This is a genomic window from Streptomyces sp. NPDC005863 (genome assembly GCF_042871345.1).
Taxonomy (GTDB): domain Bacteria; phylum Actinomycetota; class Actinomycetes; order Streptomycetales; family Streptomycetaceae; genus Streptomyces.
Genome location: NZ_JBIAII010000001.1, coordinates 1,381,911 through 1,408,178 on the forward strand (window position 1 = coordinate 1,381,911; position 26,268 = coordinate 1,408,178).

General features: G+C 70.7%; 27 protein-coding genes and 1 pseudogene. 8 read left to right on the plus strand and 20 right to left on the minus strand.

Going from position 1 to position 26,268, the window contains the following annotated elements:
* Positions 1–54 precede the first annotated feature (54 nt).
* On the plus strand, positions 55–1,368 hold the full coding sequence (locus ACFYO9_RS06060; protein WP_358774620.1) for a 3-oxoacyl-ACP reductase: 1,314 nt from the start codon (positions 55–57) through the stop codon (positions 1,366–1,368).
* A 624-nt stretch (positions 1,369–1,992) separates the two neighbouring features.
* A complete protein-coding gene (locus tag ACFYO9_RS06065; protein WP_358774618.1) occupies positions 1,993–2,883 on the plus strand; it encodes a MaoC/PaaZ C-terminal domain-containing protein in 891 nt (296 codons plus the stop codon).
* Here ACFYO9_RS06065 and ACFYO9_RS06070 read toward each other — a convergent pair.
* From ACFYO9_RS06070 to ACFYO9_RS06095, 6 genes are all read right to left on the minus strand, one after another.
* Positions 2,819–3,445 (minus strand): TetR/AcrR family transcriptional regulator, encoded by a 627-nt coding sequence (locus ACFYO9_RS06070; RefSeq protein ID WP_358774616.1) that lies wholly within the window; start codon positions 3,443–3,445, stop codon positions 2,819–2,821. The genes ACFYO9_RS06065 and ACFYO9_RS06070 overlap by 65 nt on opposite strands.
* 227 nt (positions 3,446–3,672) lie before the next feature.
* A complete protein-coding gene (locus ACFYO9_RS06075; protein ID WP_358774615.1) occupies positions 3,673–5,049 on the minus strand; it encodes a dicarboxylate/amino acid:cation symporter in 1,377 nt (458 codons plus the stop codon).
* A 407-nt stretch (positions 5,050–5,456) separates the two neighbouring features.
* Positions 5,457–5,744, minus strand: coding sequence for a DUF4229 domain-containing protein (locus ACFYO9_RS06080; RefSeq protein WP_355820157.1), 288 nt, complete (start codon positions 5,742–5,744; stop codon positions 5,457–5,459).
* Positions 5,745–5,854: 110 nt separating this feature from the next.
* A complete protein-coding gene (locus ACFYO9_RS06085) occupies positions 5,855–6,379 on the minus strand; it encodes a GNAT family N-acetyltransferase (protein WP_358774613.1) in 525 nt (174 codons plus the stop codon).
* 147 nt (positions 6,380–6,526) lie between these two features.
* Complete coding sequence (gene mqnE, locus ACFYO9_RS06090) at positions 6,527–7,690, minus strand: aminofutalosine synthase MqnE (RefSeq protein ID WP_355820153.1); 1,164 nt, start codon at positions 7,688–7,690, stop codon at positions 6,527–6,529.
* Between the two features lie 88 nt (positions 7,691–7,778).
* Entirely contained in the window at positions 7,779–8,243 is a 465-nt protein-coding gene (locus tag ACFYO9_RS06095) for an Lrp/AsnC family transcriptional regulator (protein ID WP_355820152.1), read from the minus strand.
* 133 nt (positions 8,244–8,376) lie between these two features.
* Here ACFYO9_RS06095 and ACFYO9_RS06100 point away from each other — a divergent pair, with 133 nt between their 5' ends.
* Positions 8,377–8,502, plus strand: a complete 126-nt coding sequence (locus ACFYO9_RS06100; protein WP_358712982.1) for a hypothetical protein — start codon at positions 8,377–8,379, stop codon at positions 8,500–8,502.
* A gap of 86 nt (positions 8,503–8,588) precedes the next feature.
* On the opposite strand, the gene ACFYO9_RS06105 is transcribed toward ACFYO9_RS06100, so the two are convergent.
* From ACFYO9_RS06105 to ACFYO9_RS06115, 3 genes are read right to left on the minus strand one after another with little or no spacing between them, the layout of a single operon-like run.
* Positions 8,589–9,263 carry a UbiX family flavin prenyltransferase gene (locus ACFYO9_RS06105; RefSeq protein ID WP_355820151.1) on the minus strand — a complete coding sequence of 225 codons (675 nt, stop codon included), beginning with the start codon at positions 9,261–9,263 and terminating at the stop codon, positions 8,589–8,591.
* Positions 9,264–9,288: 25 nt separating this feature from the next.
* Positions 9,289–10,191: a menaquinone biosynthesis prenyltransferase MqnP gene (gene mqnP, locus ACFYO9_RS06110; RefSeq protein ID WP_358774611.1), complete on the minus strand. Its 903-nt coding sequence runs from the start codon at positions 10,189–10,191 to the stop codon at positions 9,289–9,291.
* Positions 10,188–11,648, minus strand: coding sequence for a menaquinone biosynthesis decarboxylase (locus tag ACFYO9_RS06115; protein WP_355820148.1), 1,461 nt, complete (start codon positions 11,646–11,648; stop codon positions 10,188–10,190). Before ACFYO9_RS06115 ends, mqnP begins: the two co-directional genes overlap by 4 nt.
* An 89-nt stretch (positions 11,649–11,737) precedes the next feature.
* Here ACFYO9_RS06115 and ACFYO9_RS06120 point away from each other — a divergent pair, with 89 nt between their 5' ends.
* The gene (locus tag ACFYO9_RS06120; RefSeq protein ID WP_358774609.1) at positions 11,738–12,082 is read left to right on the plus strand and encodes a PLDc N-terminal domain-containing protein; all 345 of its coding nucleotides are present in this window, start codon (positions 11,738–11,740) and stop codon (positions 12,080–12,082) included.
* Between the two features lie 6 nt (positions 12,083–12,088).
* A pseudogene (locus ACFYO9_RS06125) lies at positions 12,089–12,985 on the plus strand (LysR family transcriptional regulator); the annotation flags it as partial.
* Here ACFYO9_RS06125 and ACFYO9_RS06130 read toward each other — a convergent pair.
* Positions 12,882–13,856, minus strand: coding sequence for a DMT family transporter (locus tag ACFYO9_RS06130; RefSeq protein WP_358774607.1), 975 nt, complete (start codon positions 13,854–13,856; stop codon positions 12,882–12,884). The pseudogene ACFYO9_RS06125 and the gene ACFYO9_RS06130 overlap by 104 nt on opposite strands.
* Positions 13,857–13,978: 122 nt before the next feature.
* Here ACFYO9_RS06130 and ACFYO9_RS06135 point away from each other — a divergent pair, with 122 nt between their 5' ends.
* The gene (locus ACFYO9_RS06135) at positions 13,979–14,929 is read left to right on the plus strand and encodes an isopenicillin N synthase family dioxygenase (protein WP_388665973.1); all 951 of its coding nucleotides are present in this window, start codon (positions 13,979–13,981) and stop codon (positions 14,927–14,929) included.
* Between the two features lie 51 nt (positions 14,930–14,980).
* Here ACFYO9_RS06135 and ACFYO9_RS06140 read toward each other — a convergent pair whose 3' ends face one another.
* Positions 14,981–15,298, minus strand: a complete 318-nt coding sequence (locus ACFYO9_RS06140) for a transcriptional regulator (protein ID WP_355820141.1) — start codon at positions 15,296–15,298, stop codon at positions 14,981–14,983.
* A 95-nt stretch (positions 15,299–15,393) separates the two neighbouring features.
* Between ACFYO9_RS06140 and ACFYO9_RS06145 the strand changes: the two genes are divergently transcribed.
* The gene (locus tag ACFYO9_RS06145) at positions 15,394–16,380 is read left to right on the plus strand and encodes a zinc-binding dehydrogenase (RefSeq protein ID WP_358774605.1); all 987 of its coding nucleotides are present in this window, start codon (positions 15,394–15,396) and stop codon (positions 16,378–16,380) included.
* A 24-nt stretch (positions 16,381–16,404) separates the two neighbouring features.
* Here the strand turns inward: ACFYO9_RS06145 and ACFYO9_RS06150 are convergent, their stop codons facing one another.
* The 8 genes from ACFYO9_RS06150 to hemL all read right to left on the minus strand — a co-directional run bounded on the left by ACFYO9_RS06150 (position 16,405) and on the right by hemL (position 24,733).
* Positions 16,405–16,935, minus strand: coding sequence for a hypothetical protein (locus ACFYO9_RS06150; RefSeq protein ID WP_355820138.1), 531 nt, complete (start codon positions 16,933–16,935; stop codon positions 16,405–16,407).
* Positions 16,936–17,006: 71 nt separating this feature from the next.
* Entirely contained in the window at positions 17,007–18,104 is a 1,098-nt protein-coding gene (ccsB, locus tag ACFYO9_RS06155; RefSeq protein ID WP_358774604.1) for a c-type cytochrome biogenesis protein CcsB, read from the minus strand.
* Complete coding sequence (locus ACFYO9_RS06160) at positions 18,101–19,843, minus strand: cytochrome c biogenesis protein ResB (RefSeq protein WP_358774602.1); 1,743 nt, start codon at positions 19,841–19,843, stop codon at positions 18,101–18,103. The genes ccsB and ACFYO9_RS06160 overlap by 4 nt, the downstream gene beginning before the upstream one ends.
* A gap of 3 nt (positions 19,844–19,846) precedes the next feature.
* A complete protein-coding gene (locus ACFYO9_RS06165; protein WP_355820132.1) occupies positions 19,847–20,614 on the minus strand; it encodes a cytochrome c biogenesis protein CcdA in 768 nt (255 codons plus the stop codon).
* On the minus strand, positions 20,614–21,249 hold the full coding sequence (locus tag ACFYO9_RS06170) for a TlpA disulfide reductase family protein (protein WP_358774600.1): 636 nt from the start codon (positions 21,247–21,249) through the stop codon (positions 20,614–20,616). Before ACFYO9_RS06170 ends, ACFYO9_RS06165 begins: the two co-directional genes overlap by 1 nt.
* 62 nt (positions 21,250–21,311) lie before the next feature.
* Positions 21,312–22,535: a hypothetical protein gene (locus ACFYO9_RS06175; RefSeq protein ID WP_355820129.1), complete on the minus strand. Its 1,224-nt coding sequence runs from the start codon at positions 22,533–22,535 to the stop codon at positions 21,312–21,314.
* Between the two features lie 183 nt (positions 22,536–22,718).
* Positions 22,719–23,411, minus strand: coding sequence for a histidine phosphatase family protein (locus ACFYO9_RS06180; protein ID WP_358774598.1), 693 nt, complete (start codon positions 23,409–23,411; stop codon positions 22,719–22,721).
* Complete coding sequence (gene hemL / locus ACFYO9_RS06185) at positions 23,408–24,733, minus strand: glutamate-1-semialdehyde 2,1-aminomutase (RefSeq protein ID WP_355820125.1); 1,326 nt, start codon at positions 24,731–24,733, stop codon at positions 23,408–23,410. Before hemL ends, ACFYO9_RS06180 begins: the two co-directional genes overlap by 4 nt.
* 317 nt (positions 24,734–25,050) lie before the next feature.
* On the opposite strand from hemL, the gene ACFYO9_RS06190 reads away from it, so the two are divergent.
* Positions 25,051–25,509 carry a hypothetical protein gene (locus ACFYO9_RS06190; RefSeq protein ID WP_355820168.1) on the plus strand — a complete coding sequence of 153 codons (459 nt, stop codon included), beginning with the start codon at positions 25,051–25,053 and terminating at the stop codon, positions 25,507–25,509.
* A 29-nt stretch (positions 25,510–25,538) separates the two neighbouring features.
* Here ACFYO9_RS06190 and ACFYO9_RS06195 read toward each other — a convergent pair whose 3' ends face one another.
* Complete coding sequence (locus ACFYO9_RS06195; protein ID WP_358774596.1) at positions 25,539–26,165, minus strand: TIGR03086 family metal-binding protein; 627 nt, start codon at positions 26,163–26,165, stop codon at positions 25,539–25,541.
* Positions 26,166–26,268 lie beyond the last annotated feature (103 nt).

The following is a 26,268-nucleotide window of genomic DNA, read 5'->3' on the forward strand; positions in this document are numbered from 1 at the left end:
CCCTTGAGTAACCTTACTCGGAAGTAAATTTACGACCGAGCCGGGAGTTGGACAATGGCCGACCGCTACCTGACCTTCACCGCCACGGCACCCGGCCGCTTCCTCACCCGCCGCCTGGGCCTCCCCCAGCCGACACGGCTGCGCCGCTGGAGCCCCGAACACCCTTCGTTGGGCGGCGAGTTGCTGCTCCTGAGGACAGCCGATTCCCCATACGCCAAGGACCTCCCGACCCTCCTGAGGTCAACGGGCCACCAACCCACCTCAACCACGGCTGCTCCCACGGCAGTTGTGCTCGACGCAACAGCGATACGGGACACACGAGCGCTGGCCGAGGTCCATGAGGCCCTGCACCCGGTGGTGCGCAAGGTGGCGGACAACGGCCGTGTCGTCCTGCTCGGCTCCCCACCGGACGGTTCCGACCACCACCAGGCAGCGGCACAACAGGCGTTGGAGGGGTTCACGCGCTCGCTGGCCAAGGAGCTCGGCCGGGGCCGCACCGCCTCGCTCGTCCGTGTCTCCGGCCCGATAGCGACCGCCGAGTCGACCCTGCGCTTCCTGCTCTCCCCCAAGTCGGCCTACGTGACCGGCCAGGTGATCGAGACCGGCCCCGCCGAGACGGTGGCGGCGCCCGCCGACTGGGACCGCCCGCTGGCGGGCCGCACCGCCCTGGTGACGGGCGCGGCGCGCGGCATCGGCGAGGCGGTCGCGGAGGTCCTGACGCGGGACGGCGCCACGGTCGTACTCCTCGACGTCCCCTCGGCCGGGCAGGACCTGGCCCGCGTCGCGGACCGCCTCGGCGGCTCGGCCCTGCCCCTCGACATCACGGCACCGGACGCGGGCGAACGGATCGTCGCGGCGCTGCCGGACGGCTGCGTCGACATCCTCGTCCACAACGCGGGCATCACGCGGGACCGCAAGCTGGCGAACATGGCGCGGGACCGCTGGGAGCAGGTCATCGACGTGAACCTCGGGGCGGTGCTCACGACGACGGACGCGCTGCTCAAGGCGGACGCGTTCCGGCCCGGGGGCCGGATCGTCGCCACGGCCTCGATCGCCGGAATCGCGGGCAACGCGGGCCAGACGAACTACGCCGCCGGCAAGGCGGGCGTGATCGGCTTCGTCCGCTCGCTGGGGCCGCGGGCGCTGGCGGAGTACGGGGTGACGGTGAACGCGGTGGCCCCCGGCTTCATCGAGACGAAGATGACGGCGGCGGTGCCGGTGCTCATCCGCGAGGCGGGCCGCCGCATGAATTCCCTGGCGCAGGGCGGCCGCCCCGTGGACGTGGCGGAGACGACGTCCTGGCTGGCCCAGGGCGGCGTGAACGGCCAGACGGTACGGGTATGCGGCCAGAGCCTGCTCGGCGCGTAGCGCGGCGCGGCTGGAACGGTGCGGGTTGCCCTGCGGGGCTCGAGCGGCACGGGTTGCCCGGCGCCACCCTGCGGGGCTGGGCGGGTGGGTGGGTTCCTCCCCCCTCTCCCCCTGCGGGTCCGAACAGCCCCGCCGCTCCGCGGCGGATGTATCCCACCCACCCGTTCACCCCGCGACGCCTCGCGGGAGTAGGGGCGGGCGGGTGCGTCCACCCCGCGACGTGCGGCTCGGGGGGCGGGTGGGTAGGCCCACCCCGCGCCCCGCAGCGGCGGTTGGGGTGGGCTACCGGCACTGCACACCGCGGGAGTTGGCGCGAGGGGGGCGCCTCGCTACGTGCCGTCGGAGGTTGGCGGGGTGGTGATCATCCCGTACCGCCCTGTCGGGAGTCGGCGCAGGCGCCCCACCGCCCGGCACCCGCGTACGAGACGGGAGGGGACGTGGGGGTATGTCCGTACGCAGCAGCGAGCGGTCAATAGCAATGTTGTCCGCGAGGCGTGACGCAGGGATGGCAAGTACGGACATACCCCCGCGGCCCCGCACCCAACGACGAAGCGAAGGCGCGGACACCCGCCCCCATGCCCCCGCGCCCAAAAACCGAACCGTCACTCACGGAAAGTTGCCCCCATGCCCGTCCCTCTCCCCCTCATCCTCCTCCGCGCCGCCGTCCTCTCGCCCCTCAAACGGCCCCGCCCCGACGCCGCTCCGCCCTCCACCCGTCTCACCCTCACCACCACCCCCGACCCGGACCACCTCGCCGCCTACGAGGAGATCTGCGGCTTCGAGGCCGGAGACGCGCTCCCCCTCACCTACCCCCACGTCCTCGCGTTCCCCCTGGCCATGCGCCTGATGGCCGCCCGCGACTTCCCGCTCCCCCTCCTCGGCCTGGTCCACACCTCCATCGAGATCACCCAGTACCACCCCCTCCCCCGTCCGACCTCAGGCTCCGAGCAGCTCCAACTCACCGTTCACACCGAGACCTTGACCCCCCACCACCGCGGCACCGAAGCCACCCTCACCACCGAAGCCAGCCTCCACGGCGAACTCCTCTGGCACTCCCGCAGCACCTACCTCGCCCGCCACAGGACCAACACCCCGAAACCCGACACCCCCAGCACCACCCCCGGCGCCCCCGCCAGGAACTGGCCCCTCCCCGCCGACCTCGGCCGCCGCTACGCCGCCATCAGCGGCGACCGCAACCCCATCCACCTGCACCCCCTCACCGCCCGCCCCTTCGGCTTCCCGCGCCCCATCGCCCACGGCATGTGGACGATCGCCCGCTGCGCAGCGGAGCACGGCACCGGAGAGGGAGTCGGCGGCGAGGGAGCCGCCTACCTCAAGGCGGAGTTCAAGGCCCCCGTCCCCCTCCCGTCCACGGTCACGTACACCGCACACGGCCCCTCCGCCTTCGAACTCCGCTCCTCCACAGGCAGACCCCACCTCACCGGCACGGTCACGCGGGAACCCAGCGCCGCCCCTCCATCAGGCCCCCCAGCCCCGCCCACGCAAAGTTCATGAGCGTCGCCGCCGCCTCCCGCGCCGAGACCGAACCGTCCGTGTTGGCCCACCCCGCCAACGACTCCGCCGCCCCCACCAACGCCTGCGCGAGACCCGCGACCTCGCGATCCCGCAACGAGGGATCACCGTGCGCGGAGCGCGCCGCGTCCGCGATCAGCGACGTCACGAACGTGACGATCTCCTCCCGCATCGCGGCGACCTCCGCGGCGAACGGCTCCCCCTGCGTCCGCGCCTGACTGTGCAGCACGGCCCACCCGTCGGGCCGTTCCGCGGTGTGCGTGAAGAACGCCCGCAGCCCGTCCCACAGTTGCCGGTCCGCCGGCTCCCCCGCCGCGGCGACCCCGCTCGCCCCCTCCCGCACCGCCGCGACGAGCGCGTCCGCCTCCCGCCGGATGCAGGCGCTGAAGAGCTCTTCCTTGGAGTTCAGGTACAGATACACGAGCGGCTTGGAGACCCCGGCGAGCTCCGCGATCTCGTCCATGGAGGCGGCCCGGTACCCCCGTTGCCCGAACGTCCGCACCGCCGCGTCCAGCATCTGCTGCTCCCGGACGGCCCGCGGCATCCTCTTCTGCCGCCGCTTCACACCCGCCTCACCCACCCCGGCCCCCGCCTCTCCACGCTGTCCGTATCCCCGTCAGCGTACGGTCATCGAGAGCCGAGGCACGATTACCGGAAACCCGCACCCCCGCAAACAACCCACGCACCCGGAAACAACCCGCGCCCCCCGGCAACGACGAAGCCCCGCCCCGGAGTCAGTCGCCCGGGACGGGGCTTCGGCACGCAGAACCGTCAGGCGGCCGCAGGCACCGCCCGCGGCGAGGACACCGCGTCGTCACCCGCGTCGAACTCGTCCAGCGAAGCCGCCGACGCGTTCTCGTACGCCTCGCGGTCCAGGATCTTCTCGCGGGCTGCGACGATCACCGGCACCAGCGCCTGGCCGGCGACGTTCGTCGCCGTGCGCATCATGTCCAGGACCGGGTCGATGGCCAGGAGCAGGCCCACGCCCTCCATCGGCAGGCCGAGCGTGGAGAGGGTCAGCGTCAGCATGACCGTCGCACCCGTCAGGCCCGCCGTCGCGGCCGAGCCGACGACCGAGACGAACGCGATGAGCAGGTACTCCTTGACGCCCATGTGGACGTCGAAGATCTGCGCGACGAAGATCGCGGCGATGGCCGGGTAGATGGCGGCGCAGCCGTCCATCTTCGTCGTGGCGCCGAAGGGCACCGCGAAGGACGTGTACTCCTTCGGGACGCCGAGCCGCTCGGTGACCTTCTGGGTGATCGGCATGGTGCCGACCGAGGAGCGGGAGACGAAGGCCAGCTGGATCGCGGGCCAGGCGCCCTTGAAGAACTGCAGCGGGTTGACCTTGGCGACGGTGGCGAGCAGCAGCGGGTAGACGCCGAAGAGGACCAGCGCGCAGCCGATGTAGATGTCCGCGGTGAACGTCGCGTACTTGCTGATGAGGTTCCAGCCGTAGTCCGCGATGGCGAAGCCGATGAGGCCGATGGTGCCGATCGGGGAGAGCTTGATGACCCACCACAGGGCCTTCTGCAGCAGCGCGAGGACCGACTCGCTCAGCTCCAGGATCGGCTTCGCCTTGTCGCCGATCTTCAGGACGGCGATGCCGGCGACGGCGGCCATGAAGACGATCTGCAGGACGTTCAGCTCGGTGAACGGCGTGACGACGTCCGTCGGGATGATCCCGGTCAGGAAGTCGATCCAGGAGCCCGCGTGGTCGGGCGCCTTGCCGTCCTTCGGGGTGAGGCCGGTGCCGGAGCCGGGGTTGGTGAGCAGGCCGATGGCGAGACCGATGGCCACCGCGATCAGCGACGTGATCATGAACCACAGCAGCGTGCGGGTGGCGAGCCGCGCGGCGTTGTTGACCTTACGCAGGTTGGTGATCGACACCAGGATCGCGAAGAAGACGAGCGGGGCGACCGCGAGCTTCAGCAGGCCGATGAAGGTGTCGCCGACCTTGGAGAGCGTGGTGACGAGCCAGTCGACGTCCTGGTCGCGGGCGATCCAGCCGAGCAGGACGCCGAGCACAAGGCCGCCGAGGATCTGCGCCCAGAAGGGGATCTTGAGGAACTTGGGTATCCGGAAGCCGGACTGGGGCTTCTCGGTCTGGCCGGCCTTGTCGGCGGGCGTCGCGGAATTCGCGGACACGGACACACTCCGGTGAGGAAAGTCAGGGGGAGGGGGACGTACGGGAGCGGCGACCGCGAAGGGTCAGCAGGGCCGCTGCGGCGGGGGTCACGTTCAGATGTGACAGGCCGCGGACATGCAGCGGCAGAGGTCGACATGCAGGCGCGCCACGAGCGGGATGCTCATGGCGTGGTGGTGCGCTGCTGCTGTCTTCATGTCGAACACGTTAACACTTGTACTTTGAGAACATCAAAGGTCTTGTTTGAGGCAGGCGGAAGGGTTGGCCCAGGGCTGCCGCCGCGTCGGTGGCGACGAGCGCGCCCACAACTCCCCCACGACGCACGGAACCCCGGCCCCGGAGCGGTGCGCTCCGGAACCGGGGTCCCGAGAAGTGTGTGACGAACCTTACGAGGCGCGCAGCCCCTCGCTTACGAGGCGCGCGCCGCGTCGTCCGCCTCGTCCTCCTGGGTGCGGTTCGCCTCCAGGTTCGCCTTGGCGCGGTCCACGCGGGCGACGACGTCCGCCGAGGCGCGGTCGCGCTCCTTGCGCAGCACCACAAAACTGATGGGCGCGGAGACGACCAGCGAGAGCAGCAGCACCCACAGCAGGTTCGAGTCGCCGAGGCCGCGCGGCAGGATCTCGGAGTAGACCAGGCCCCAGACGACCAAGAAGCAACCCACGAAGACCACGAGGCGCATCAGCGTGTAGCGGAGCATGTCAATCCACTCTTCCGTTCCGAAAGGGCCCGAGTAGGACGAGCCCCTCCAGTGAAGCATGGGAGGGGCCGCGTCCGGCAAGGGGGTGGGAGCCCCTCGCGCACGCCCCCTCAGCCGAGCGGCAGCAGCATCGTGATGTCGTCGCGGTCGTCGCCGGGCGCGACCCGGATGGCGCCCGGCACCCGCCCGACCTCCTTGTATCCGCAGGAGGCGTAGAAGCGGTCCACACCCGTGCCGCCGCGGCAGGTGAGCCGGATCGCCTCGATGCCCGCCATGCCGCGTGCGGCGTCCGCGGCGGCGGCCATCAGGTCGCGGCCGTACCCCTTGCCCTGGTGGCGCGAGTGGACCATCACCACGTAGAGCCAGATCCAGTGCTTCATCAGGCGGTGCTGGTTGTACGTGAGGAACGCCGTCGCGGCGACCGCGCCCTCCTCGTCGTACCCCACGAGCAGCCGGGTGCGCCCCTCGCTCAGTTCGGTGAGGCGCTTGACCCACTCGGGGCGGATGTCGTCGACGGTCACGGGCGGGACGAATCCGACGGCTCCCCCGGCGTTGGACACGTCGGCCCAGAGGGCGAGGACACCGTCACGGAGAGCCGGGTCTATCGCCGGGTCCAGCTTGAAGGTAAGTGCCATAGGTGGAGATTAACTATTACCGATCGCGCGCCTCAACCGCATTCCGCATGCCGGACAACGCGAGGAGCCCCGGACAACAACGCGAGGAGCCCCGGCCGAAGGGGCCGGGGCTCGTGCGTCGTGCACAGTCGTGCACAGCGGGGCGGGTCAGACCCGCATCGCCTGCGGCGTCTCCCGCAGCAGGCGGTCGGGGCCCTCGTACTCCCGGATCGCCTCGTAGCGCGTGTTCCGCTCGACCGGGCGGAAGCCCGCCTCGCGGATCAGGTCGAGCAGGTCCTCGCGGGTCAGCTTGTTCGGCGTGCCGAAGTTGTCCGCGTCGTGCGTGATCTTGTACTCGACGACCGAGCCGTCCATGTCGTCCGCGCCGTGCTGCAGCGCGAGCTGCGTCGTCTGCAGGCCGTGCATGACCCAGAAGACCTTGACGTGCGGGACGTTGTCGAAGAGCAGGCGCGAGACCGCGAAGGTCTTCAGGGCCTCGGCGCCCGACGCCATGGTCGTACGCGCCTGGAGGCGGTTCCTGACCTTGCCGTCCTTCATGTCCACGAAGTCGTGCTGGTAGCGCAGCGGGATGAAGACCTGGAACCCGCCGGTCTCGTCCTGGAGTTCGCGCAGCCGCAGGACGTGGTCGACCCGGTGCCGGGGCTCCTCGATGTGGCCGTACAGCATCGTGCAGGGGGTCTTGAGACCCTTCTCGTGCGCGAGGCGATGGATGCGCGACCAGTCCTCCCAGTGGGTGCGGTGGTCGACGATGTGCTGGCGCACCTCCCAGTCGAAGATCTCCGCGCCGCCGCCGGTCAGCGACTCCAGGCCGGCCTCGATCAGCTCGTCCAGGATGTCGGAGGCCGACATGCCGGAGATCGTCTCGAAGTGGTGGATCTCGGTGGCGGTGAAGGCCTTCAGGGAGACGTCGGGGAGCGCCTTCTTGAGCTCGCTGAGCGAGCGCGGGTAGTAGCGCCACGGCAGGTTGGGGTGCAGGCCGTTGACGATGTGCAGCTCGGTGAGGTTCTCGCCCTCCATCGCCTTGGCGAGGCGGACGGCCTCCTCGATGCGCATCGTGTACGCGTCCTTCTCGCCCGGCTTGCGCTGGAACGAGCAGTACGCGCAGGACGCGGTGCACACGTTCGTCATGTTGAGGTGGCGGTTGACGTTGAAGTGCACGACGTCGCCGTTCTTGCGCGTGCGCACCTCGTGGGCGAGGCCGCCGAGCCAGGCCAGGTCGTCCGACTCGTAGAGCGCGATGCCGTCCTCGCGGGACAGCCGCTCCCCGTCCCGGACCTTCTGCTCGAGCTCGCGCTTGAGACCTGCGTCCATGCCTGGTCCTTACCTCTCCCTACGACCTACGACAAACTCCGCCAACCGTACGCCCCCGCCCGAGCCGGACGGGGACCACCTCCCGCGCCTACGAGGCCTCTTCCTCCTCGGGGAGTTCGCCGACCCGGTTCTCCCACTTGGTGGAGAGCACGATCGTGGTGCGCGTGCGCGAGACGCCGCGGGTGCCGCTGAGCCTGCGGATCGTCTTCTCCAGGCCGTCCACGTCGGTGGCCCTGACCTTGAGCATGTACGAGTCGTCGCCCGCGATGAACCAGCAGTCCTCGATCTCGTGCAGGTCCTTCAGGCGGCGCGCCACGTCCTCGTGGTCGGCGGCGTCGGAGAGCGAGATGCCGATGAGGGCGATGACGCCGAGGCCGAGCGAGGCGGAGTCGACGGTCGCGCGGTACCCCGTGATGACACCGGCCGCTTCGAGGCGGTTGATCCGGTCCGTGACGCTGGGCCCGGAGAGGCCCACGAGCCGCCCGAGTTCGGCGTACGAGGCGCGGCCGTTCTCCCGCAGGGCCTGGATGAGCTGCCTGTCCACGGCGTCCATAGGTGCGATGCCTTTCATTATTCAGCGATACCGCGAGTCTATGTGTAGAATCTAAGGCGTAACAGGGTCTAGCCCCTGTGAATCTTTCTCAATCTCAGCCGATCAACGACGATCCTTCAGGAGTGAGTCACCCGTGTACTCGATCGAGATGGCCTACGCCCGTATGCGCGAGCTTCAGGACCTGGCCAACCGCTCGCGTGCGAATGTTGCGGCGCCGCGTAAGGCCACCAAGAAGGTGCGGGGCGCCAAGAAGCGGTAGCCCCCGCCGCGGGTAGCGGGGTTCGTTGCGCCACTTCCGGTCCACCGTGGTCGCTCGCGCAGTTCCCCGCGCCCCTTTCGGGGCGCTCAGGCACCACTGGACGCGCCCCCCAGTTCCCCTTCCCAGCGGCGGTACAAGCTGTGCGGCACGCGTGCCGCGTCCAGCGTCCGCCCGGCGACGAAGTCCACCAGATCCTGGATGTGCGTCGCCCCCGCGTAGAACGCCGGTGAGGCGGGCAGCACGATCGCGCCCGCCTCGTCCAGGCTCACCAGGTGCTTCAGCGTCTGACCGTTCAGCGGCGTCTCCCGTACGCAGACCACGAGCCGCCGGCCCTCCTTCAGGGTCACGCTCGCCGACCGCTGCAGCAGATCCTTCGAGAGCCCCAGCGCCACCCCGGCCACACACGCCGTGGACGCCGGCACGATCAGCATCCCCTTCGTCGCGTACGACCCCGACGACGGTCCCGCCGCCAGATCGCCGGCGGCCCAGTAGCGCACGTCGGACACGTCGGCGTCGAACACCCCCGGCTTGCCGTCGGCGCCGCGCGCCAGCCACTGCCGCAGGTCGTCCCGCCAGTGCGCGTCACGGAAGGCGATGCCCGTCTCGTCCAGCAGGGTCAGCCGCGAGGCGCGCGACACGACGAGGTCCACGCTCTCGCCCGCCGCGAGCAGCGCGCGCAGCACGGCCGCGGCGTACGGCGTCCCGGAGGCGCCCGACACCCCCACGATCCAAGGCCTACGCTGCGTATCTCCTGGGTTCACGCTGTGAAGCCTATCCGTCGGCGTTTCAGACCGTGAGTCCGCGTACGAGCAGGTCGAGCAGCGCGCACGCGAACAGGGCGATCCCGATGAACCCGTTCACCTGGAAGAAGGCGCGGTTCAGCCGGGAGAGGTCGTGCGGCTTCACGATGGAGTGCTCGTAGACGAAGGCGCCCGCGACGATCGCGAGGCCGAGCCAGAAGAAGGCGCCCGCGTCGGTGGCCGCGGCGTACCAGACGAGCAGCGCCGTGGTCACGAAGTGGCAGGCGCGCGCGCCCCGGATGGCGGCCGGGATGCCGAACCGCGCGGGCACCGACTTCACGCCGACCTCGCGGTCCGTCTCCACGTCCTGGCAGGCGTAGATCAGGTCGAAGCCGCCGATCCAGATGCCGACCGCGAGGCCGAGGATGACGGCCCGGCCCGACCACTCGCCGGTGACCGCGATCCAGGCGCCGACGGGTCCCATCGCCTGGGCGATGCCGAGGATGGCCTGCGGGAAGTTCGTGAACCGCTTGCCGTACGGGTAGACCACCATCGGGATCACCGCGACCGGCGCGAGCGCCAGGCAGAGCGGGCCCAGCAGGGCCGCCGAGCCGAGGAAGACCACCAGCGCGATCAGCGCGCCGGTCCACGCGGACTTCACCGACACCGCGCCGGTGACCAGTTCGCGGTGGGCGGTACGCGGATTGCGGGCGTCGATCTCGCGGTCGATGATCCGGTTGGCGGCCATCGCGAAGGTGCGCAGGCCCACCATGCAGACGGTGACCAGGAGCAGCCGCCCCCAGTGGATGTTGCCGTCGAGGCGGAACATCGCGGTGAGCGCGGCGATGTAGGCGAACGGCAGCGCGAACACCGAGTGCTCGATCATGACGAGCCGCAGGAAGGCCTTGGTGCGTCCGGGCTGCGGCAGCGCGGCTGATGCTGAACTCACGAGAGTCCGTACTCCTTCCAGCGGCGGTCGACCTTCGCCGCCGTCTCCGGGTCGGACTCGACCATCTCCGGCCAGCCGCCGTCCCGGGTGTAGCCCTCCTCGGGCAGCTTCTTCGTGGCGTCGATGCCCGCCTTGCCGCCCCAGAACTGCTGGTAGGAGGCGTGGTCGAGGTGGTCGACGGGGCCCTCGACGACGGTGAGGTCGCGGGCGTAGTCGGTGTTGCCGAGCGCGCGCCAGGACACCTCGTGCAGATCGTGCACGTCGCAGTCCTTGTCCACCACGACGATCAGCTTCGTCAACGACATCATGTGCGCGCCCCAGATGGCGTGCATGACCTTCTGCGCGTGCTTGGGGTACTTCTTGTCGATCGAGACGATCGCGCAGTTGTGGAAGCCGCCGGACTCCGGCAGGTGGTAGTCCACGATGTCCGGGACGATCACCTTGAGGAGCGGGAGGAAGAACCTCTCCGTCGCGCGGCCCAGCGGGCCGTCCTCCGTCGGCGGGCGGCCGACCACGATGGACTGGAGCAGCGGGCGCTTGCGCATCGTCACGCAGTCGATCTTCAGGGCGGGGAACGGTTCCTGCGGCGTGTAGAAGCCGGTGTGGTCGCCGAAGGGGCCCTCGGGGAGCATCTCGCCCGGCTCGAGCCAGCCCTCGATGACGACCTCGGCGTGCGCGGGCACCTGGAGCGGGACCGTCTTGCAGTCGACCATCTCCACCCGCTTGCCCTGGATGAACCCGGCCAGCATGTACTCGTCCATGTCGCCGGGCAGCGGCGCCGTGGAGGCGTACGTGACGGCGGGCGGGCAGCCGAAGGCGATGGCGACGGGCAGCTTCTCGCCGCGGCGTGCGGCCACCTGGTAGTGGTTGCGGCTGTCCTTGTGGATCTGCCAGTGCATGCCGATGGTGCGCTTGTCGTGACGCTGCAACCGGTAGAGGCCGAGGTTGCGCACCCCGGTGTCGGGGTCCTTGGTGTGGGTCAGGCCCAGGTTGAAGAAGGAGCCGCCGTCCTCGGGCCAGGTGAAGAGCGCGGGCAGCTGCTCCAGGTCCACGTCGTCGCCGGTGAGGACGACCTCCTGGACGGGCGCGTTGTCGGACTTCACCTTCTTCGGCGGTACGTGCGTCATCGCGCCGAGCTTGCCGAACGCCTCGCGCACCCCGACGAAGCCGTGCGGCAGCTCCGGCTTGAGCAGACCGCCGATCTTCTCGCTGATCTCGCCGTACGACTTCAGACCGAGCGCCTTGAGCAGCCGGCGGTCCGTCCCGTACACGTTCATGGCCAGGGGCATCGCGGAGCCCTTGACGTTCTCGAAGAGGAGCGCGGGGCCGCCGGCCTTCTGGACGCGGTCGGTGATCTCGCCGACCTCCAGATACGGGTCGACCTCGGCCTTGATGCGCTTGAGATCGCCCTCGCGGTCCAGTGCCCGGAGCAGGGAGCGAAGATCGTCGTAAGCCATGCGTTCCAGTATCCGGCACCGGCTACCCTGGCCCCGTCACCGGGGGCACGCACGCCACCCGCCGCCACCGCTTGGGGGATCGCGCCACCATGCTCAGGTATCTGCCGTTCCTGCTGGTCCTGGCGGTGTGGATCTATGCCTTCATCGATGTACTGAACACTCCGGAGAAGGAGGTCAGGCATCTGCCCAAGGTGGTGTGGGTCATCATCGTGCTGCTCTTCGGCGAGGTGCTGCTCGGCCCGGTCGCCTGGCTCGTCACCGGCAAGGTGCGCCACGCACCCGGCGCGGGCGGCGGTATCGGCGGGCGGGGCCGCGGCGGCAGCACCCGGTGGGTGGCGCCGGACGACAACCCGGAGTTCCTGAAGTCCCTGCGCGACGAGGACCCGGACCCGGACGACGACCGGCGCGACCGGCGTGACAAGGGCGAGGGCTGACGGGCCGTGGAACTGCGGCTGCTCGTGACCTTCGAGAAGGTCGCCGCCGTCCTCAGCTTCACCCGCGCCGCCGCCGAGCTCAAGTACGCCCAGTCCAGCGTCACCAGCCAGATCCGCGCCCTGGAGACCTCGCTCGGCGCGGAGCTCTTCGACCGGCTCGGCAGCCGCATCCGCCTCACCGACGCGGGCGAGCGGCTGCTCCCCTACGCCCGGCAGATCATCGAACTCGCCGACGAGGCACGGGCCGCGGTCGCCGGCGCCGATGAGCCGTCCGGCACGATCGCGGTCGGCACCATGGAGTCGCTGACCTCCTACCGGCTGCCGCCGCTCCTCGAACTCTTCCACCACCGCTACCCGAAGGTGCGGCTCTCGCTGCGCCCCACGCTGGGCGACGAGACCCGGCGGGCGCTGCGGCAGGGCACGTACGACGTGGGCTTCCTCATGGAGCCGGCCACCGCGCACCCGGGCCTGGAGACCGAGGTCCTCGCCGAGGAGCCGCTGGTCCTGGTCTGCGCGCCGACCGATCCGCTGGCCGCGCGCGGCGCGGGGCCGCTCGGCACCGGCGATCTGTCGGCGGTGCAGCTGGTCGGCACCGAGCCGGGCTGCCCGTACCGGGACCTCTTCGAGGACGAGCTGCACGCGCACACCGGGCAAGCGCCGCCGTTCATGGAGTTCGGCACCATCGAGGCGACGAAGCAGGGCGTGGCGGGCGGCCTCGGCGTGGCGCTGCTCCCGGCCGTGGCGGTGGCGCGGGAGCTGGCGGACGGCACCCTGGTACGGCTGCCGTGGGAGCCGCCGTTCACCTTGTGGACGCAGCTCGCGTGGCGGTCGGGGAAGCGTCTCGCGCCGCAGGTGCGGCTGTTCGTGGAGCAGGCCGTGCGGCTCGTACGGGAGCAGGGCGGCTCGCCCGCGCCAGGGTGACCTTGAGGCTCGCGAGGACGATCAGCGGGACGCCGAGCGCCTGGACGAGTCCGATGTGGTGGCCGTAGACCGCCCAGTCGGCGACCATCGCGACGGCCGGGTAGGTGAAGGCGAGCACGGCGATCTTGGCGGTGGTCAGCTTGGCGTACGCCGCGTACATCAGGACGTACATCAGGCCGGTGTGGATCACGCCGAGTCCGGCGAGCCAGGCCCATCCGGTGCCGGTGCCGCCCATCGCGCCGAAGTCGGTGAAGGGCAGCAGCAGCGGGATGCCGACGAGGACCTGGACGAGGGCGATCAAGTGCGGGCGAACGCCGGTGACGCGCTTGGTGACGAGGGTGGACAGCGCGTAGAGAACGGCGGCGAGCAGCGCCAGGCCGATGCCGGCGAGCGAGCCCGCGTCGCCCGGCCGCACCCCCGAGACCAGCACGAGCCCGGCGAACGCGGCCGCCAGCCAGCCCAGTTGGGAGCGGGTCAGCCGCTCGCGCAGCACGACGGCGCTGAGCAGCACCAGGAAGAACGGCTGCGTGTGGTAGACGACGGTGGCCAGGGAGATCGAGGTGGCCTCGTACGCCGAGAAGAGGAACACCCAGTTGAAGACGATGAACACCCCGCCCAGCGCGGCGAGTCCGAGCTTCTTGAGGGTGAGGCCGTGGTCGCGGAAGTAGCCGCGGGCGGCGGCGTACGTACCGAGGGCGAGGGCGCCGAACAGGACACGGAAGAACACCACGTTGAAGGCGGATGCGCCGGACTCCACGACGAAGATCCCGAGGGTGCCGGAGAGCACCATCGCGGCGGTGAGCTGGGCGGTGCCCGTGCGCTCGGATGACTTGTGCGCTGCGGTCGTTGTCATGCCGACGAAGCTACGAGCGGGCGTACGCGCCGGTCCACGCGCTGCCGGGGCGTCCTCCCGATGGCTCCATCGGCGCCGTCGATGAGGCCTGACGGGCGGCGTGCGTGGGCACCATGGCCGGCATGAGCGCCGACACGAGCAACGCATCCCGCATCCCGACGGTCGACCTGCGGCCGTGGCTGTCCGGCGACGCCGAGGCCCGCGCCCGGACGGCACGCACGGTCGACGAGGCCCTGCGGAGCGCCGGGTTCCTCCTCGTCACCGGACACGGGGTCGACCCGGCCCTGCGCGCGACGATCAGGGAGTCGGCCCGCGGCTTCTTCCGGCTGCCGGCCGAGGCGAAGCGGCGGTACGCGGTGCGGGTGGGCGACCGCGGCTGGCTCGGCCCCGGCGCCGAGGCCAACAGTTACGCCGAGGGCACGGCCGCGCCCCCGGACCTGAAGGAGTCGCTGTCGTTCGCGGCGGACGAGCCGACGGGGGATCCGGCGGTGGACGCCGAGTGGTTCGCGCCCAACACCTGGCCGGCCGAGGCGCCCGGACTGCGGGAGCCCGTCGAGGAGTATCTGCGGCAGATGCGCGCGCTCTGCGACCGCCTCCTGGAGCTCCTCGGCGTCGCGCTCGGCGCGGGCGAGGACTTCTTCACCCGGCACACCGGCCACCCCACCTGGGGCTTCAACATCAACTGGTACCCGGGGCGGGAGCGGGTGGGCGCGCCCGAGCCGGGCCAGTTCCGCATCGGCCCGCACACCGACTTCGGCACGGTGACGGTGCTCGACCGGGAGGCGGGGCGGGGCGGGCTCCAGGTGTTCACGGACGACGGCGGCTGGCAGGACGCGCCGTTCGACCCGGCGGCCCTCACGGTCAACATCGGTGACCTGATGGCGCGTTGGACGGACGGCCGCTGGCAGTCGGGCCGCCACCGGGTGCTGCCGCCGCCCGCCGAGCTGCCCGCAGAGGAGCTGATGTCGCTCGTGTACTTCTACGAGTGCGACCCGGGCACGGACGTCCGGGGCATCGATTCGCACGTCTATCTGCGGGGGCAGCTGGACGCGATCACGGTGGCGGGCGACTGAGGCGGGACGGAGGGTGGCCCCGCCCCGGCAGGCCTCACTCTTCGGCAGGCCTCACTCCTCGCGCAGCACCAGCGCGAGGAGCCCCGGGAAGCGGTCGTCGAACTCCGCGTGGCGCAGGCGGTTGACGCGCCGGGCGCCCTCGTCGCGCTGCTCCACCAGGCCCGCCGCGCGCAGGGTCGCGAAGTGGTGGCTCAGGGCGGCCTTGCCGACGGTCACGTCGAAGCTGCCGCAGGCCCGCGTCCAGTCGGCCGAGGACGCCAACTCCCGTACCAAGTACAGGCGTACGGGATCGGCGAGCGCGGCGAGCGCGCTCTGCACGGAGACGTCGGCGGGGTCCACGTGCACCGGCGCCGCGCGGTGACTCACCATGTCCGCCCGCCCCTCTTGTCGAGTGTTCGATGAAAACCATACACTCCCGAGTGTTCGCTTTCCGTTGAACACTTCCCGGCGAGGGGTACTCCGTCATGCGCACCGTTCATTTCCGGCAGACCGGCGGACCCGAGGTCCTGGAGCCGGCCTACGCCGAGGTCCCCGAGCCCGGCCCCGGCCAGGTCACCGTCGACGTCGCCTACGCCGGCGTGAATTTCGCCGACCTCAAGGCACGCTCCGACGGCTACCGGGTGCCCGCCCTGCCCTTCGTGCCCGGCCTGGAGGTCTCCGGCCGGATCCGCGCGGTCGGCGCGGGCGTCACCGCGCTGCGCCCCGGCCAACAGGTCGCGGCCCTCACCGCGGGCGGCGCCTACGCCGAGGTGGCCCTCGCCGACGCGGCCACCGTCTTCGCCCTCCCCGAGGGCGTCGACCCGCGCACCGCCGCCGCCCTGCCGACGGTGGTGCCGACCGCGCACGCGCTGCTGCACGAGGTGGGCCGCGTCCGGGCGGGCGAGAGCGTGCTCGTGCAGGGCGCCGCCGGCGGTGTCGGCACCGTCGCCGGGCAGCTGGCGAAGGCGGCCGGGGCCACGGTGCTCGGGGTCGTCTCGGGTGCCGCCAAGGCGCAGTACGCGCTGAAGTACGGCTACGACGAGGTGTTCGTGGACGACGGCACCGGACCCGGCTTCGCCCACGAGGCGCGCCGGGCCACCGGGGGCCGCGGCGTCGACCTCGCGCTCGACCCGGTCGGCGGCGACACCTTCCGGCGCTCGCTCGACGCCCTCGCCCCCTTCGGCCGCCTCGTCTCCTTCGGCAACGCGGGCGGGGCCGAGCCGTGGGCGGTGGGCCAGCCCGACCTCTTCCCCGGGGCGCACACGGTCTCGGCGTTCTCCATCCTGACGCTGGCGCAGAGCGCCCCGCAGGCCCTGCGCGCGGTCGCCGAGCGCGCGTTCCGGCTGGTCGCCGACGGCACGGTCACGCTGCCGGTGACCGCCGAGTTCCCCCTGGCGGAGGCCGCCGACGCGCACCGGCTGATGGGCGGCAGGACGTCGACGGGCAAGCTGCTGCTGCGGGTCGGCGGGTAACGGCCGTACGGCCCCCCGAGGGGATCAGCCCGTGGCGGCCGCGTACGCCTCCCGCAGCCGGCGCCACCGGTCCTGGCGCCACGTCGACCAGTCCATGGGCCGCCCGTCGAGCGCGTCCACCAGGCACCCGAAGTGGTCGTGCCACCCGGCGAGGCAGTCGAGCCGCAGCGCGTCGTCGCCCTCGAACTCGTTGCTGAAGCGCAGCGTGGTCGCGTCCCCCTCGCCGACCCCCACCACGGGCCCCTCCACCGGTTCGAGGTGGAAGCGGCACCGGCCGTGCAGGTCGACGGTGTACTCGGCGATCACCTCCGGGTCCCAGGCGGTGACGTGCCCGGAGTGGACGGCGTCCGGTTCGCCGTTGAGCCAGCGCAGGGTGACGGCGCCGCCGAGCCGGGGCTCGAACACGTCGGCGGCGGCCAGCCACCCCGGCAGTCCCTCCGGGGTGGCCACCGCCGCCCACACGCTGTCCACAGGGTGGGGAAGGTGCAGCTCGTAATGCAGGTGCTGGGTACTGCCCTCGGTATGGCTGGTGCCCTGCCCGATCATCGCGGTCATGGCACCAGCCTGGCCCGGCGGGACGGGTTCCGCATCCCTGACACGGCGTCCTCACGGGGCGCCCGCCCGGGTCAGACCCCGGCGTACGAGTGCTTGCCGGTGACGAAGATGTTCACGCCGTAGTAGTTGAACAGCCAGCAGGCGAAGGCGATCAGGGCCAGGTAGGCGGCCTTGCGGCCCTTCCAGCCGGCGGTGGCGCGGGCGTGCAGGTAGCAGGCGTACGCGACCCAGGTGATGAAGGACCAGACCTCCTTGGGGTCCCAGCCCCAGTAGCGGCCCCAGGCGTCGCCCGCCCAGATCGCGCCCGCGATGATCGTGAACGTCCACAGCGGGAAGATCGCGGCGTTCAGGCGGTACGAGAACTTGTCGAGGGAGGCCGCCGAGGGCAGCCGCTCCAGGACGGAGGTGGCGAACTTGCCCGGCTGCCCGCCGTTCAGGAGCTTGTTCTCGTAGCTGTCCCGGAAGAGGTAGAGCAGCGTGCCCACCCCGCCGACGTAGAAGACGGCGCCGCAGAAGATCGCGGTGGAGACGTGGATCCACAGCCAGTACGAGTGCAGGGCCGGCACCAGCTGGTCGCTGGAGGTGTACAGGACGGTGACGGCGAGACCGAGGTCGAGCAGGACCGTGGTGACCAGCGGGAGGCCGAGCCAGGCGATGTTCTTCTTCAGCGCGAGCAGCACCAGGTACACCGCGACGGCCACGGTGGAGAAGGTGATGCTGAACTCGTACATGTTGCCCCACGGCGCCCGCTGCACCGACAGGGCGCGGGTGAGCACACCGCCGAACTCCAGCAGGAACGCGAGGACGGTGAGGGAGACCGCGATACGGCCGTACAGGTCGCCCTTCTCGTCACCGGCGGAGGCGCCGGGCCCGTCCGGCACGTCGCGGGTGCCCGCGACGGACCGGGTGACGACCTTGGGCCGCTCCAGGGTGGCGGTGCCGCCGCCCTGGGCCTGGACGGTGACGGCGGGCGCGGCGGCCGCGCCCGTCCTGCTCGGGGTGAGCGCGGCGGCGGTGCGGGCGACCTTGCTGCGGCTGCCGAAGAGCCACTCCGCCATGTGCGCGAAGAACGCGAGCAGATAGACGGCCATCGCGGAGTAGATCAGCACATTGCTGATGTGCGCGAGGTTCTCGTTGGGCTCGGCGGCCAGGGTGGCGGCGAGATTCACTTCTCAGCCCCTTCGGCAGGTGCGGCATCGAGGTCGGAGGCGGGGAGGGCTTCCTCGTCCGGGTCTTGCGGGGACGCCGAAGGCGCCTTCTCGTGGAGTTCGGCGGCGAGCTGGGAGAGCTCCTCGGGGACCTTGGCGGACTCGCTGCGGCCGAGGCCCGCCATCTCGACGACGGTGACGCCGTCGGGGCCCTTGACCGCCCGCACCCAGACGCGGCGGCGCTGGATGAACAGCGATCCGGCGAGGCCGAGGACGGCGGCGATCGCGCCGCCCAGCGCCCAGCCGGTGCCGGGCTGCTGGGAGATCTGGAAGGTCGCCCACTCCTTGAGGTTCTTGTCGAACGTGATCGACCCGGCGCCGTTCGGCAGCTTCATGGTCTCGCCGGGGCGCAGCCGCTGCTTGAACAGCTGCCCGTCGGCGCCCTTGAACTGCTTCATCTTGCGGGTGTCCAGCTGGTACACGTTCTGCGGCACGCCGGCGTCGACGCCGAGGCTGCCGTGGTACGCGGAGAGCGCGAGCACCGGGTACTCGGCGGCGGGGAACTGGGAGAACATCTGCCCCTTGCCCACGCCCGCGAAGGTCGGCACGAAGAAAGCGTTGAAGCCGAGCTGGTCCGGCCTGCCGTTCTTGTCGCGGTAGCCGTCCATGACCTTGATGGCGCCGGTCGCGGTGCCGTTCTGGTCGATGGGCAGGACCGGCACGGAGGCCTTGTAGACGACCTTGCCCTTGGCGTCGCGGACGGTGACGGCGGGGGCGAAGCCGTGGCCGATGAGGTAGACCTTCGAGCCGTCGACCTCCAGCGGCTTGTTGACCTCGATCGACTTCTTCTTCTCGGCGCCGTCGGGGCCCTCGGAGTAGGTGACGTCGGCCCGGTAGGTGCGGGGCGTGCCGCGGTTGGGGCCCGACTTCTGGTACGTGCCGACGAAGTTGTCGAGCTTGAAGCTGAACGGCGCCAGCTCGTCGGTGTCGAAGAGGCTGCCGGACTTGAAGTCGTCGTACTGGATGAGGGTGTTGGAGAACCCGTCGCCCTCCATGACCAGCTTGCCGCCCTCGGACTTGAGGAGCTGTCCGGCGGCGAACGCGATCAGCATCACGATCAGCGCGACGTGGAACATCAGGTTCCCGGCCTCGCGCAGATAGCCCTTCTCGGCGGCGACGGAGCTGCCAGCGCCGGACCCCGCGGTGTGCGCGCGGAAGCGGCGCTTCTTGAGCATCGCGAGCGCGGTCGCGTGCACCTGCTCGGGCTCGGCGTCGGTGCGCCAGGTGGTGTACGCGGGCAGCCGGGTCAGCTTCCTGGGGGCGCCCGGCGGGCGGCCGCGCAGCTGGCCGACGAACTGCCAGGTGCGGGGCACGATGCAGCCGATGAGGGAGACGAACAGGAGGATGTAGATCGCGGAGAACCACACCGAGCTGTAGACGTCGAAGAGCTGCAGCTTGTCGTAGACCGGCCCGAGCGTGGTGTGCCGGTCCATGAAGTCCTGGACCTTGAGCTCGTCGACGTTGTTCTGCGGGATCAGCGAGCCCGGGATGGCGCCGAGGGAGAGCAGCAGGAGCAGGATCAGGGCGACCCTCATGGAGGTCAGCTGCCGCCAGAACCAGCGGAACCAGCCGATGACCCCCAGCGAGGGGAGGCTGGGGCCGTCCTCCTTGGGGGCGGTGGACAGCTGCGCGCCCGCGGCACCCAGGTCGTTCTCCTCGCGGGCCACGGGGGCGCCTTCAGGAGCTTCGGTCTTGCTCATGGATCAGATCCCCACCGTGTAGCCATTGGACCAGACCTGCATCTGCTGGATGACGCTGTCCCACACGCCGGTCACCAGCAGCAGGCCGGTCGCGATCATCATGACGCCGCCGATGCGCATCACCCATGCATAGTGCCGCTTGATCCAGCCGAAGGCGCCGAGCGCCTTGCGGAAGGCGACGGCCGCGAGGATGAACGGGATGCCGAGCCCGAGGGAGTAGGCGACGCCGAGTATGGCGCCTCGCTGCGGATTGGCCCCGTCGGCGGAGAGCGTCAGGACGGAGGCGAGGGTCGGGCCGATGCACGGCGTCCAGCCGACCGCGAAGAGGGCGCCCACGATCGGGGCGCCCGCGAGCCCCACCGCGGGCCGCTTGTGGAAGCGGTACTCGCGCTGGGTGAGCCAGGGCATGAGCCCCATGAAGAAGAGACCGAGCACGATCATCACCACGCCCAGCACCATGTTGACGGTGCTCTGGTGCTCCCTGAGCGTGCGCCCCAGCGCCCCGAAGAAGACGGTGGCGGAGACGAAGATGACGGTGAAGCCGGCCACGAACAGCGCCGCGCCCGCGGCCATCCGGCCCCGCCGGGCCTCACCGAGGTCCTGGCCGCTGACCCCGGTGACGTACGAGAGGTAGCCGGGGACGAGCGGCAGGACGCACGGCGAGAAGAACGAGACGAGCCCGCCGAGCACCGCGACCGGGATCGCGAGAAGCAGGGCGCCACCCATGACGGTCTGGTTCGGGTCACTGATCGCGGCCGCGAGGGTCGGCATCACTTCTCCGCGAGCACAGGGTCGATCATCTTCCGCAGCTTCTCTTCGTTCAGCGGCTGCTGCGAGCGCGCCGCGATCTTCCCGTCCCGGTCGACGACGAGCGTGGAGGGAATGAAGTTCGGGTTGAGCGAGCCCTTGGGGAAGCGCAGCATCAGCTTGCCCATCGGGTCGTGCAGGCTCGGATAGGGAATCTCGTGCTGCTTCTCGAACTGGATCGCCGGACCCCGCTCGGGGTCACGCGTGTTGATCCCGACGAACTCGACGCCCTTGGCCTTGGTCTCCTTGGCGACCTTCGCGAAGTTCGGCGCCTCGGCCCGGCACGGGGCGCACCAGGAGCCCCAGACGTTCAGGACCACGATCTTGCCCTTGTAGTCCTTGCCGATGTCGAGGTGCTTTCCGTCGAGCGTCTCTCCGTCGAGGTCCGGGCTCGCCTTGCGGTTGCCCTTCTTGACGGTCGCGATGCCGTCGGAACCGGCGACGAAGTTGGTGTTTCCGGAACCGCCCGAGGTGCCGCCGGAACTGCAGGCGGACAGTGCCAGCGCGACGACCGCGAGTCCTGCGGTGAGCAGGGCAGCGCGGCTGCGGCGTCGACTGCTGCTATCGATGCGGTGTGGGGCACGGCAGGCAACACTCATGTGAAAAGTTTCGCATGTCCGAATCCGCGATCTTCCGCGCCCCCTCCGCAGCGGAGAACGCCCTAGCGAAGGCTCTTCCAGCCCCCGGCCGGCTGCTGGCCGACCTCCAGGCCCTGGAGCTTCTGGAGCACCTTGGGGTCCTGCACGTCGAGCCAGTCGACGAACTGCCGGAAGGAGACGAGACGTACGTCCTTCTTGCCGGCGATGTGCTTCAGGGCCTCCTCGACGGCATCCATGTAGATGCCGCCGTTCCACTCCTCGAAGTGGTTGCCGATGAAGAACGGCGCACGGTTGGACTCGTAGGCGCGCTTGAAGCCGGCTATGTAGGCCTCGGCGGCCTGCTTGCGCCAGCCCGGGTAGTTGGCCGGCGGCGCCTTCGTGGAGTTCTGCGACTGGTTGGCGAGGATGTTGTAGTCCATCGAGAGGACCTCGAAGCTGTGCCCGGGGAAGGGCATGGCCTGCAGCGGCAGGTCCCAGACGCCCATCTTCTTCTGCGGCCACTTCTGGCGGCCGCCGGGCGAGGACGCGTCGTAGCGCCAGCCGAGCTTCTTCGCCGTCGGCAGCAGGTTGTTCTGCCCGAGCAGACAGGGCGTGCGGCCGCCGACGAGTTCCTTGTCGTAGTCGAAGGGCAGCGACGGCAGATCGGTCCAGCCGGTGTTGGTGCGCCACTTCTTCACAAAGGACTTGGCCTGGTCGATCTCGTCCTGCCATTGCGCGGACGTCCAGTTGGCCACGGAACCCGAGCCGGCGCAGAAGTGCCCGTTGAAGTGCGTGCCGATTTCATGGCCTTCGAGCCATGCCTGACGCACGTACTTGAGCGTGTCCTTGATGTGACCGTCGGTGAGATAACCGATGTCGGAGGCACCGACGGCGTTGTTCGGCGGACGGTACAGACGCTTCTTCGATTCCGGCAGCAGATAAAGGCCGGAGAGGAAGAACGTCATGTGCGCGTCGTGTTCCTCGGCGAGCTTCAAAAAGCGCGGGAACAGACCGTTGCCGACCTCGCCGGCGCCGTCCCAGGAGAAGATCACGAACTGCGGGGGCGTCTCGCCCGGCTGCAGCGGAACGGGCTTGCCCGGCTGGTGGGGCTGGGTTCCGGTGTACGCGGTCGAACCGTCGCCGATCGGCTTCGACGGGCGCTTCTGCGCGCCGCCCTTGCCGTCCCCGGCCTTACCGGCGGGCCCTGACGAATCACCGTCGCCGCCCGAGCCGCACGCCGCGAGCCCGAAAGCGGCGGCCGTGCCGGCTCCGAGTCCGAGCATTCCCCTGCGGCTGATGTCGCGCATTCCATCCCCATTCGTCGCGCCCCTGGGTCCGTTCCTGCTCTATGTGCCGAGCAAGAGGGACAACCGGTTAGAGGGCGCGACGAACAACGGGGTTCCTGCGCAACGGAATTATTTGCGCGATTCCCGGAAAAGGGACATACAGTTGCCGCACGATTACACGCGGTGGATCACCGGCGGCCTTTATCAGGCGCCGAATGCCTTGCTCTTGCCCGGCGCCGGCTTGGCGCCGGCGAGGAGATGAGCGGGCACCAGATCCCGGGCGGGCTCGCTGTACCCCACCGAGACGATCTTGTCGCCGCGGTAGGTGAACGACGTGAGCGACGCCAGCGTGCACTGCCGCTTGCGCGGGTCGTGCCACAGCCGCCGCTTCTCCACGAAGCTGCGCACGATCCAGATCGGCAGCTGGTGGCTGACGCACACCGCCTCGTGCCCGCGGGCCGCGTCCTTGGCCGCGTCCAGGGCGCCCATCATCCGTACGACCTGCTCCACGTACGGCTCGCCCCAGGACGGCTTGAAGGGGTTGACGAGGTGCTTCCAGTTGTCCGGGTTCTTCAGGGCGCCGTCGCCCACCCCGAAGGTCTTGCCCTCGAAGACGTTGGCCGCCTCGATGAGGCGCCCGTCGGTGGCGAGGTCGAGGCCGTGCGCCTTGGCGATCGGCGTGGCCGTCTCCTGGGCGCGGTCCAGCGGCGAGGCGACGACATGCGTCACGTCGCGCCGGGCGAGGTGCTCGGCGACGCGGTCGGCCATCTGCCGGCCGAGCTCGGAGAGGTGGTAGTCGGGCAGCCGCCCGTAGAGGATCCCGTCGGGGTTGTGCACCTCGCCGTGGCGCATCAGGTGGACGACGGTCAGCTCGTCGCCCGCAGCGGCGTCGCTCATGCGGTGGCCTCCGTCGCTTCCGCGGCGGCGCGCGCGGCGGCCGGCAGGGCCGCGGCGACACGCTCGATCGCCTGCTCGTCGTGGGCGGTGGACACGAACCAGGACTCGAAGGACGACGGCGGCAGATAGACGCCCTGCGACAGCATCGAGTGGAAGAACGCGGTGAAGCGGAAGGACTCCTGCGCCTTCGCGTCCTCGTAGTTGCGCACCTCGCGGTCGGTGAAGAACACGGTGAACATGTTCGACGCGTTCTGCACCCGGTGGGCGACGCCCTCCTTGGCGAGCGCCTCGGTCACCAGGGCGCGCAGCCGCGCGGAGACGTCGTCGACCTTCTCGTACGCCGCGTCGTCGAGGAGGCGCAGCTGGGCGAGGCCCGCGGCCGTGGCGACCGGGTTACCGGAGAGCGTGCCCGCCTGGTAGACGGGGCCCGCAGGGGCGAGGTGCGCCATGACGTCGGCGCGGCCGCCGAAGGCCGCGGCCGGGAAGCCGCCGCCCATGACCTTGCCGAAGGTCATCAGGTCGGGCGTCACGCCGTCGACGCCGAACCAGCCGGCCTTCGACGTACGGAAGCCGGTCATCACCTCGTCGGAGATGTACAGCGCGCCGTTCTTGGCGCAGGCCGCCTTGAGGCCGGCGTTGAAGCCGGGCTGCGGCGGTACGACGCCCATGTTGCCCGGCGCCGCCTCGGTGATGACGCAGGCGATCTCGCCGGGGTGCTTGTGGAACGCCTCGTGCACCGCTTCGAGGTCGTTGTACGGCACGACGATGGTGTCGCCCGCCTGGGCGCCGGTGACCCCGGGGGTGTCCGGAAGGCCGAGCGTCGCCACGCCCGAACCCGCCGACGCGAGCAACGCGTCCACGTGCCCGTGGTAGCACCCGGCGAACTTGATGACCTTGGCGCGGCCGGTGAAGCCGCGCGCGAGACGGATGGCGGACATGGTCGCCTCGGTGCCGCTGGAGACCAGCCGGACCTGCTCCACGGGGTCGATCCGGCCGACGATCTCCTCGGCGAGGGCGACCTCGCCCTCGCCGGGCGTGCCGAAGGAGGTGCCGCGCGCGACGGCCTCCTGCACGGCGGCGATCACCTCGGGGTGGGAGTGCCCGAGGATCATCGGGCCCCACGAACACACGAGGTCGACGTACTCGCGGCCGTCGGCGTCAGTCAGGTACGGACCGGTGCCGGACACCATGAAACGGGGCGTACCACCCACAGCGCGGAACGCGCGCACGGGAGAGTTCACACCGCCGGGCGTCACGGCCGCCGCACGGTCGAAGAGAGTCTGCGAAACTGGGGCGCTATACGGGAAGCTCACACGAGCCATGGTGTCAGAGGGTCCGGACATCCTGCGGACAGGTGTTTCACTCCACGTTTTAGCGGGTGACCGTGGGGGAGGTCACTGACACGATGATCGGGTTGCGTGGCGGGGGCCGCGAGGCCTAGAAAAGACAGGGCCGTGCCGCCCTGGCAAAGCAGTCGGGTGGAGATATGCATCGCGGTGGCGGACTGGGCGAGGGGACCGACGGCCTGGGCCCCCGGCGTGCCCGGCGGGGCAAGCACCGGCGCGAGGTGGCAGCGGAACCGGCGGCGCAGGCGCCCGACCAGGCGCTCGGCGGATCCGGCGAGTCCCGGAGGGACCGGGTGACCAGCAGGAGTGGCGGGGTCGGGGTGACGTACAAGTACTTCGGTGCCCCGGACGGCGCGACCGCCGCCCGTGTGCCGATCTCGATGCGCCCCGAGGAGCTCGGCGGCGACGAGCTCGGCATGGGCGGGATGTTCACGAAGATCAAGCCGGAGACGATGGCCGCGATGGTCCTGACCGGCATCGAGGGCATACCCCTGCACAAGGTCCCCCCGCTCGAACTGGTCGTCCTGCACCCCGACTACGCCGTGGTGAAGCTCCCCATGACGGTCGTCGACCCGCTGCGCGGCGTCGGTGAGGAGTCGGTGGGCGCCGCGGCGTTCATATGGTCCACGGTCCCGGACCGCGGCGGCCCGCGCGACGCGTTCAACGTCTACCAACTCCTCCACGAATGGCAGGACTTCAGCCACCGCCTGCACGACGCGGGGCATCAGGCGTACTGCTTGGTGTGGCCCTGAGCCGGTCCTGAGCCGCCCGCGCAAGCCCTCTAGCGGCTCCAGCGCGGGTCGCGGCCCGTCTCCGCGAGCAGCAGTTCGAGGTCGGATGCCCCGTCCGGCGCGGTCACCGGCTCGCCGAAGACGCCCATCTTCCGTGCGGTGGGCCCCAGTCCGTCGACGGCCGTCCGCAGCCGCGCGACCACCACGGCGTCGGTGGCGTCCTGCCGGTACTCCTGGCCGGTGGCCCGCGCCAGGTCCCAGGCGTGCACGGTCAGGTCGAGCAGCGCCATGAGGCCGACGGTCTCGGCCGGCATGTCCATCGCCCCGGTGGTGCCCTCGTCGGCGCCGGGCTCGCCCCAGGCGCGGACGAGCTTGCCCGCCTCCGTGACGAGGTCCTCCCGCCAGTCGGCGCTCTCCCCCACGTGGTCCGGGGTGGCGGAGAAGTCCGAGTTCCGTTTGGCGGCCAGCTCCTGGAACTGGACGACCACCTGGAAGAGGTGGTTGACCAGCGCGCGCACGTCGTAGTCGGCGCAGGGCGTGGGATCGCCGAGGCGGTCGTCGGGCAGGGCCCGGACGACGGGGACGGCCCGGTCGACGGCCAGGGCGAGCAGTTCGCTGATGCGGGGGCCCGGGGTGCCCGGGTCGCCCGCCGACTGTGGGGTGCGTGAAGTGTCCATGGCTCGACGGTACGGAGGCGGGGCGGTCCGCGGCTTGAAGAAACGCGACACGCGGCGGGGCCGCGACGGCTGGCCGTAAAGGCGCCGCGCCGACCGCCCGCGC

Excerpts from the sequence above, each read along its gene's own strand:
- ACFYO9_RS06060 (WP_358774620.1), top strand. The coding sequence starts at position 55 with ATGGCCGACCGCTACCTGACCTTCACCGCCACGGCACCCGGCCGCTTC.
- ACFYO9_RS06065 (WP_358774618.1), top strand. The coding sequence starts at position 1,993 with ATGCCCGTCCCTCTCCCCCTCATCCTCCTCCGCGCCGCCGTCCTCTCG.
- ACFYO9_RS06070 (WP_358774616.1), bottom strand. The coding sequence starts at position 3,445 with ATGCCGCGGGCCGTCCGGGAGCAGCAGATGCTGGACGCGGCGGTGCGG.
- ACFYO9_RS06080 (WP_355820157.1), bottom strand. The coding sequence starts at position 5,744 with ATGCTCCGCTACACGCTGATGCGCCTCGTGGTCTTCGTGGGTTGCTTC.
- ACFYO9_RS06085 (WP_358774613.1), bottom strand. The coding sequence starts at position 6,379 with ATGGCACTTACCTTCAAGCTGGACCCGGCGATAGACCCGGCTCTCCGT.
- mqnE (WP_355820153.1), bottom strand. The coding sequence starts at position 7,690 with ATGGACGCAGGTCTCAAGCGCGAGCTCGAGCAGAAGGTCCGGGACGGG.
- ACFYO9_RS06095 (WP_355820152.1), bottom strand. The coding sequence starts at position 8,243 with ATGGACGCCGTGGACAGGCAGCTCATCCAGGCCCTGCGGGAGAACGGC.
- ACFYO9_RS06115 (WP_355820148.1), bottom strand. The coding sequence starts at position 11,648 with ATGGCTTACGACGATCTTCGCTCCCTGCTCCGGGCACTGGACCGCGAG.
- ACFYO9_RS06120 (WP_358774609.1), top strand. The coding sequence starts at position 11,738 with ATGCTCAGGTATCTGCCGTTCCTGCTGGTCCTGGCGGTGTGGATCTAT.
- ACFYO9_RS06130 (WP_358774607.1), bottom strand. The coding sequence starts at position 13,856 with ATGACAACGACCGCAGCGCACAAGTCATCCGAGCGCACGGGCACCGCC.
- ACFYO9_RS06135 (WP_388665973.1), top strand. The coding sequence starts at position 13,979 with ATGAGCGCCGACACGAGCAACGCATCCCGCATCCCGACGGTCGACCTG.
- ACFYO9_RS06140 (WP_355820141.1), bottom strand. The coding sequence starts at position 15,298 with ATGGTGAGTCACCGCGCGGCGCCGGTGCACGTGGACCCCGCCGACGTC.
- ACFYO9_RS06145 (WP_358774605.1), top strand. The coding sequence starts at position 15,394 with ATGCGCACCGTTCATTTCCGGCAGACCGGCGGACCCGAGGTCCTGGAG.
- ACFYO9_RS06150 (WP_355820138.1), bottom strand. The coding sequence starts at position 16,935 with ATGACCGCGATGATCGGGCAGGGCACCAGCCATACCGAGGGCAGTACC.
- ACFYO9_RS06160 (WP_358774602.1), bottom strand. The coding sequence starts at position 19,843 with ATGAGCAAGACCGAAGCTCCTGAAGGCGCCCCCGTGGCCCGCGAGGAG.
- ACFYO9_RS06165 (WP_355820132.1), bottom strand. The coding sequence starts at position 20,614 with ATGCCGACCCTCGCGGCCGCGATCAGTGACCCGAACCAGACCGTCATG.
- ACFYO9_RS06170 (WP_358774600.1), bottom strand. The coding sequence starts at position 21,249 with ATGAGTGTTGCCTGCCGTGCCCCACACCGCATCGATAGCAGCAGTCGA.
- ACFYO9_RS06175 (WP_355820129.1), bottom strand. The coding sequence starts at position 22,535 with ATGCGCGACATCAGCCGCAGGGGAATGCTCGGACTCGGAGCCGGCACG.
- ACFYO9_RS06180 (WP_358774598.1), bottom strand. The coding sequence starts at position 23,411 with ATGAGCGACGCCGCTGCGGGCGACGAGCTGACCGTCGTCCACCTGATG.
- hemL (WP_355820125.1), bottom strand. The coding sequence starts at position 24,733 with ATGGCTCGTGTGAGCTTCCCGTATAGCGCCCCAGTTTCGCAGACTCTC.
- ACFYO9_RS06195 (WP_358774596.1), bottom strand. The coding sequence starts at position 26,165 with ATGGACACTTCACGCACCCCACAGTCGGCGGGCGACCCGGGCACCCCG.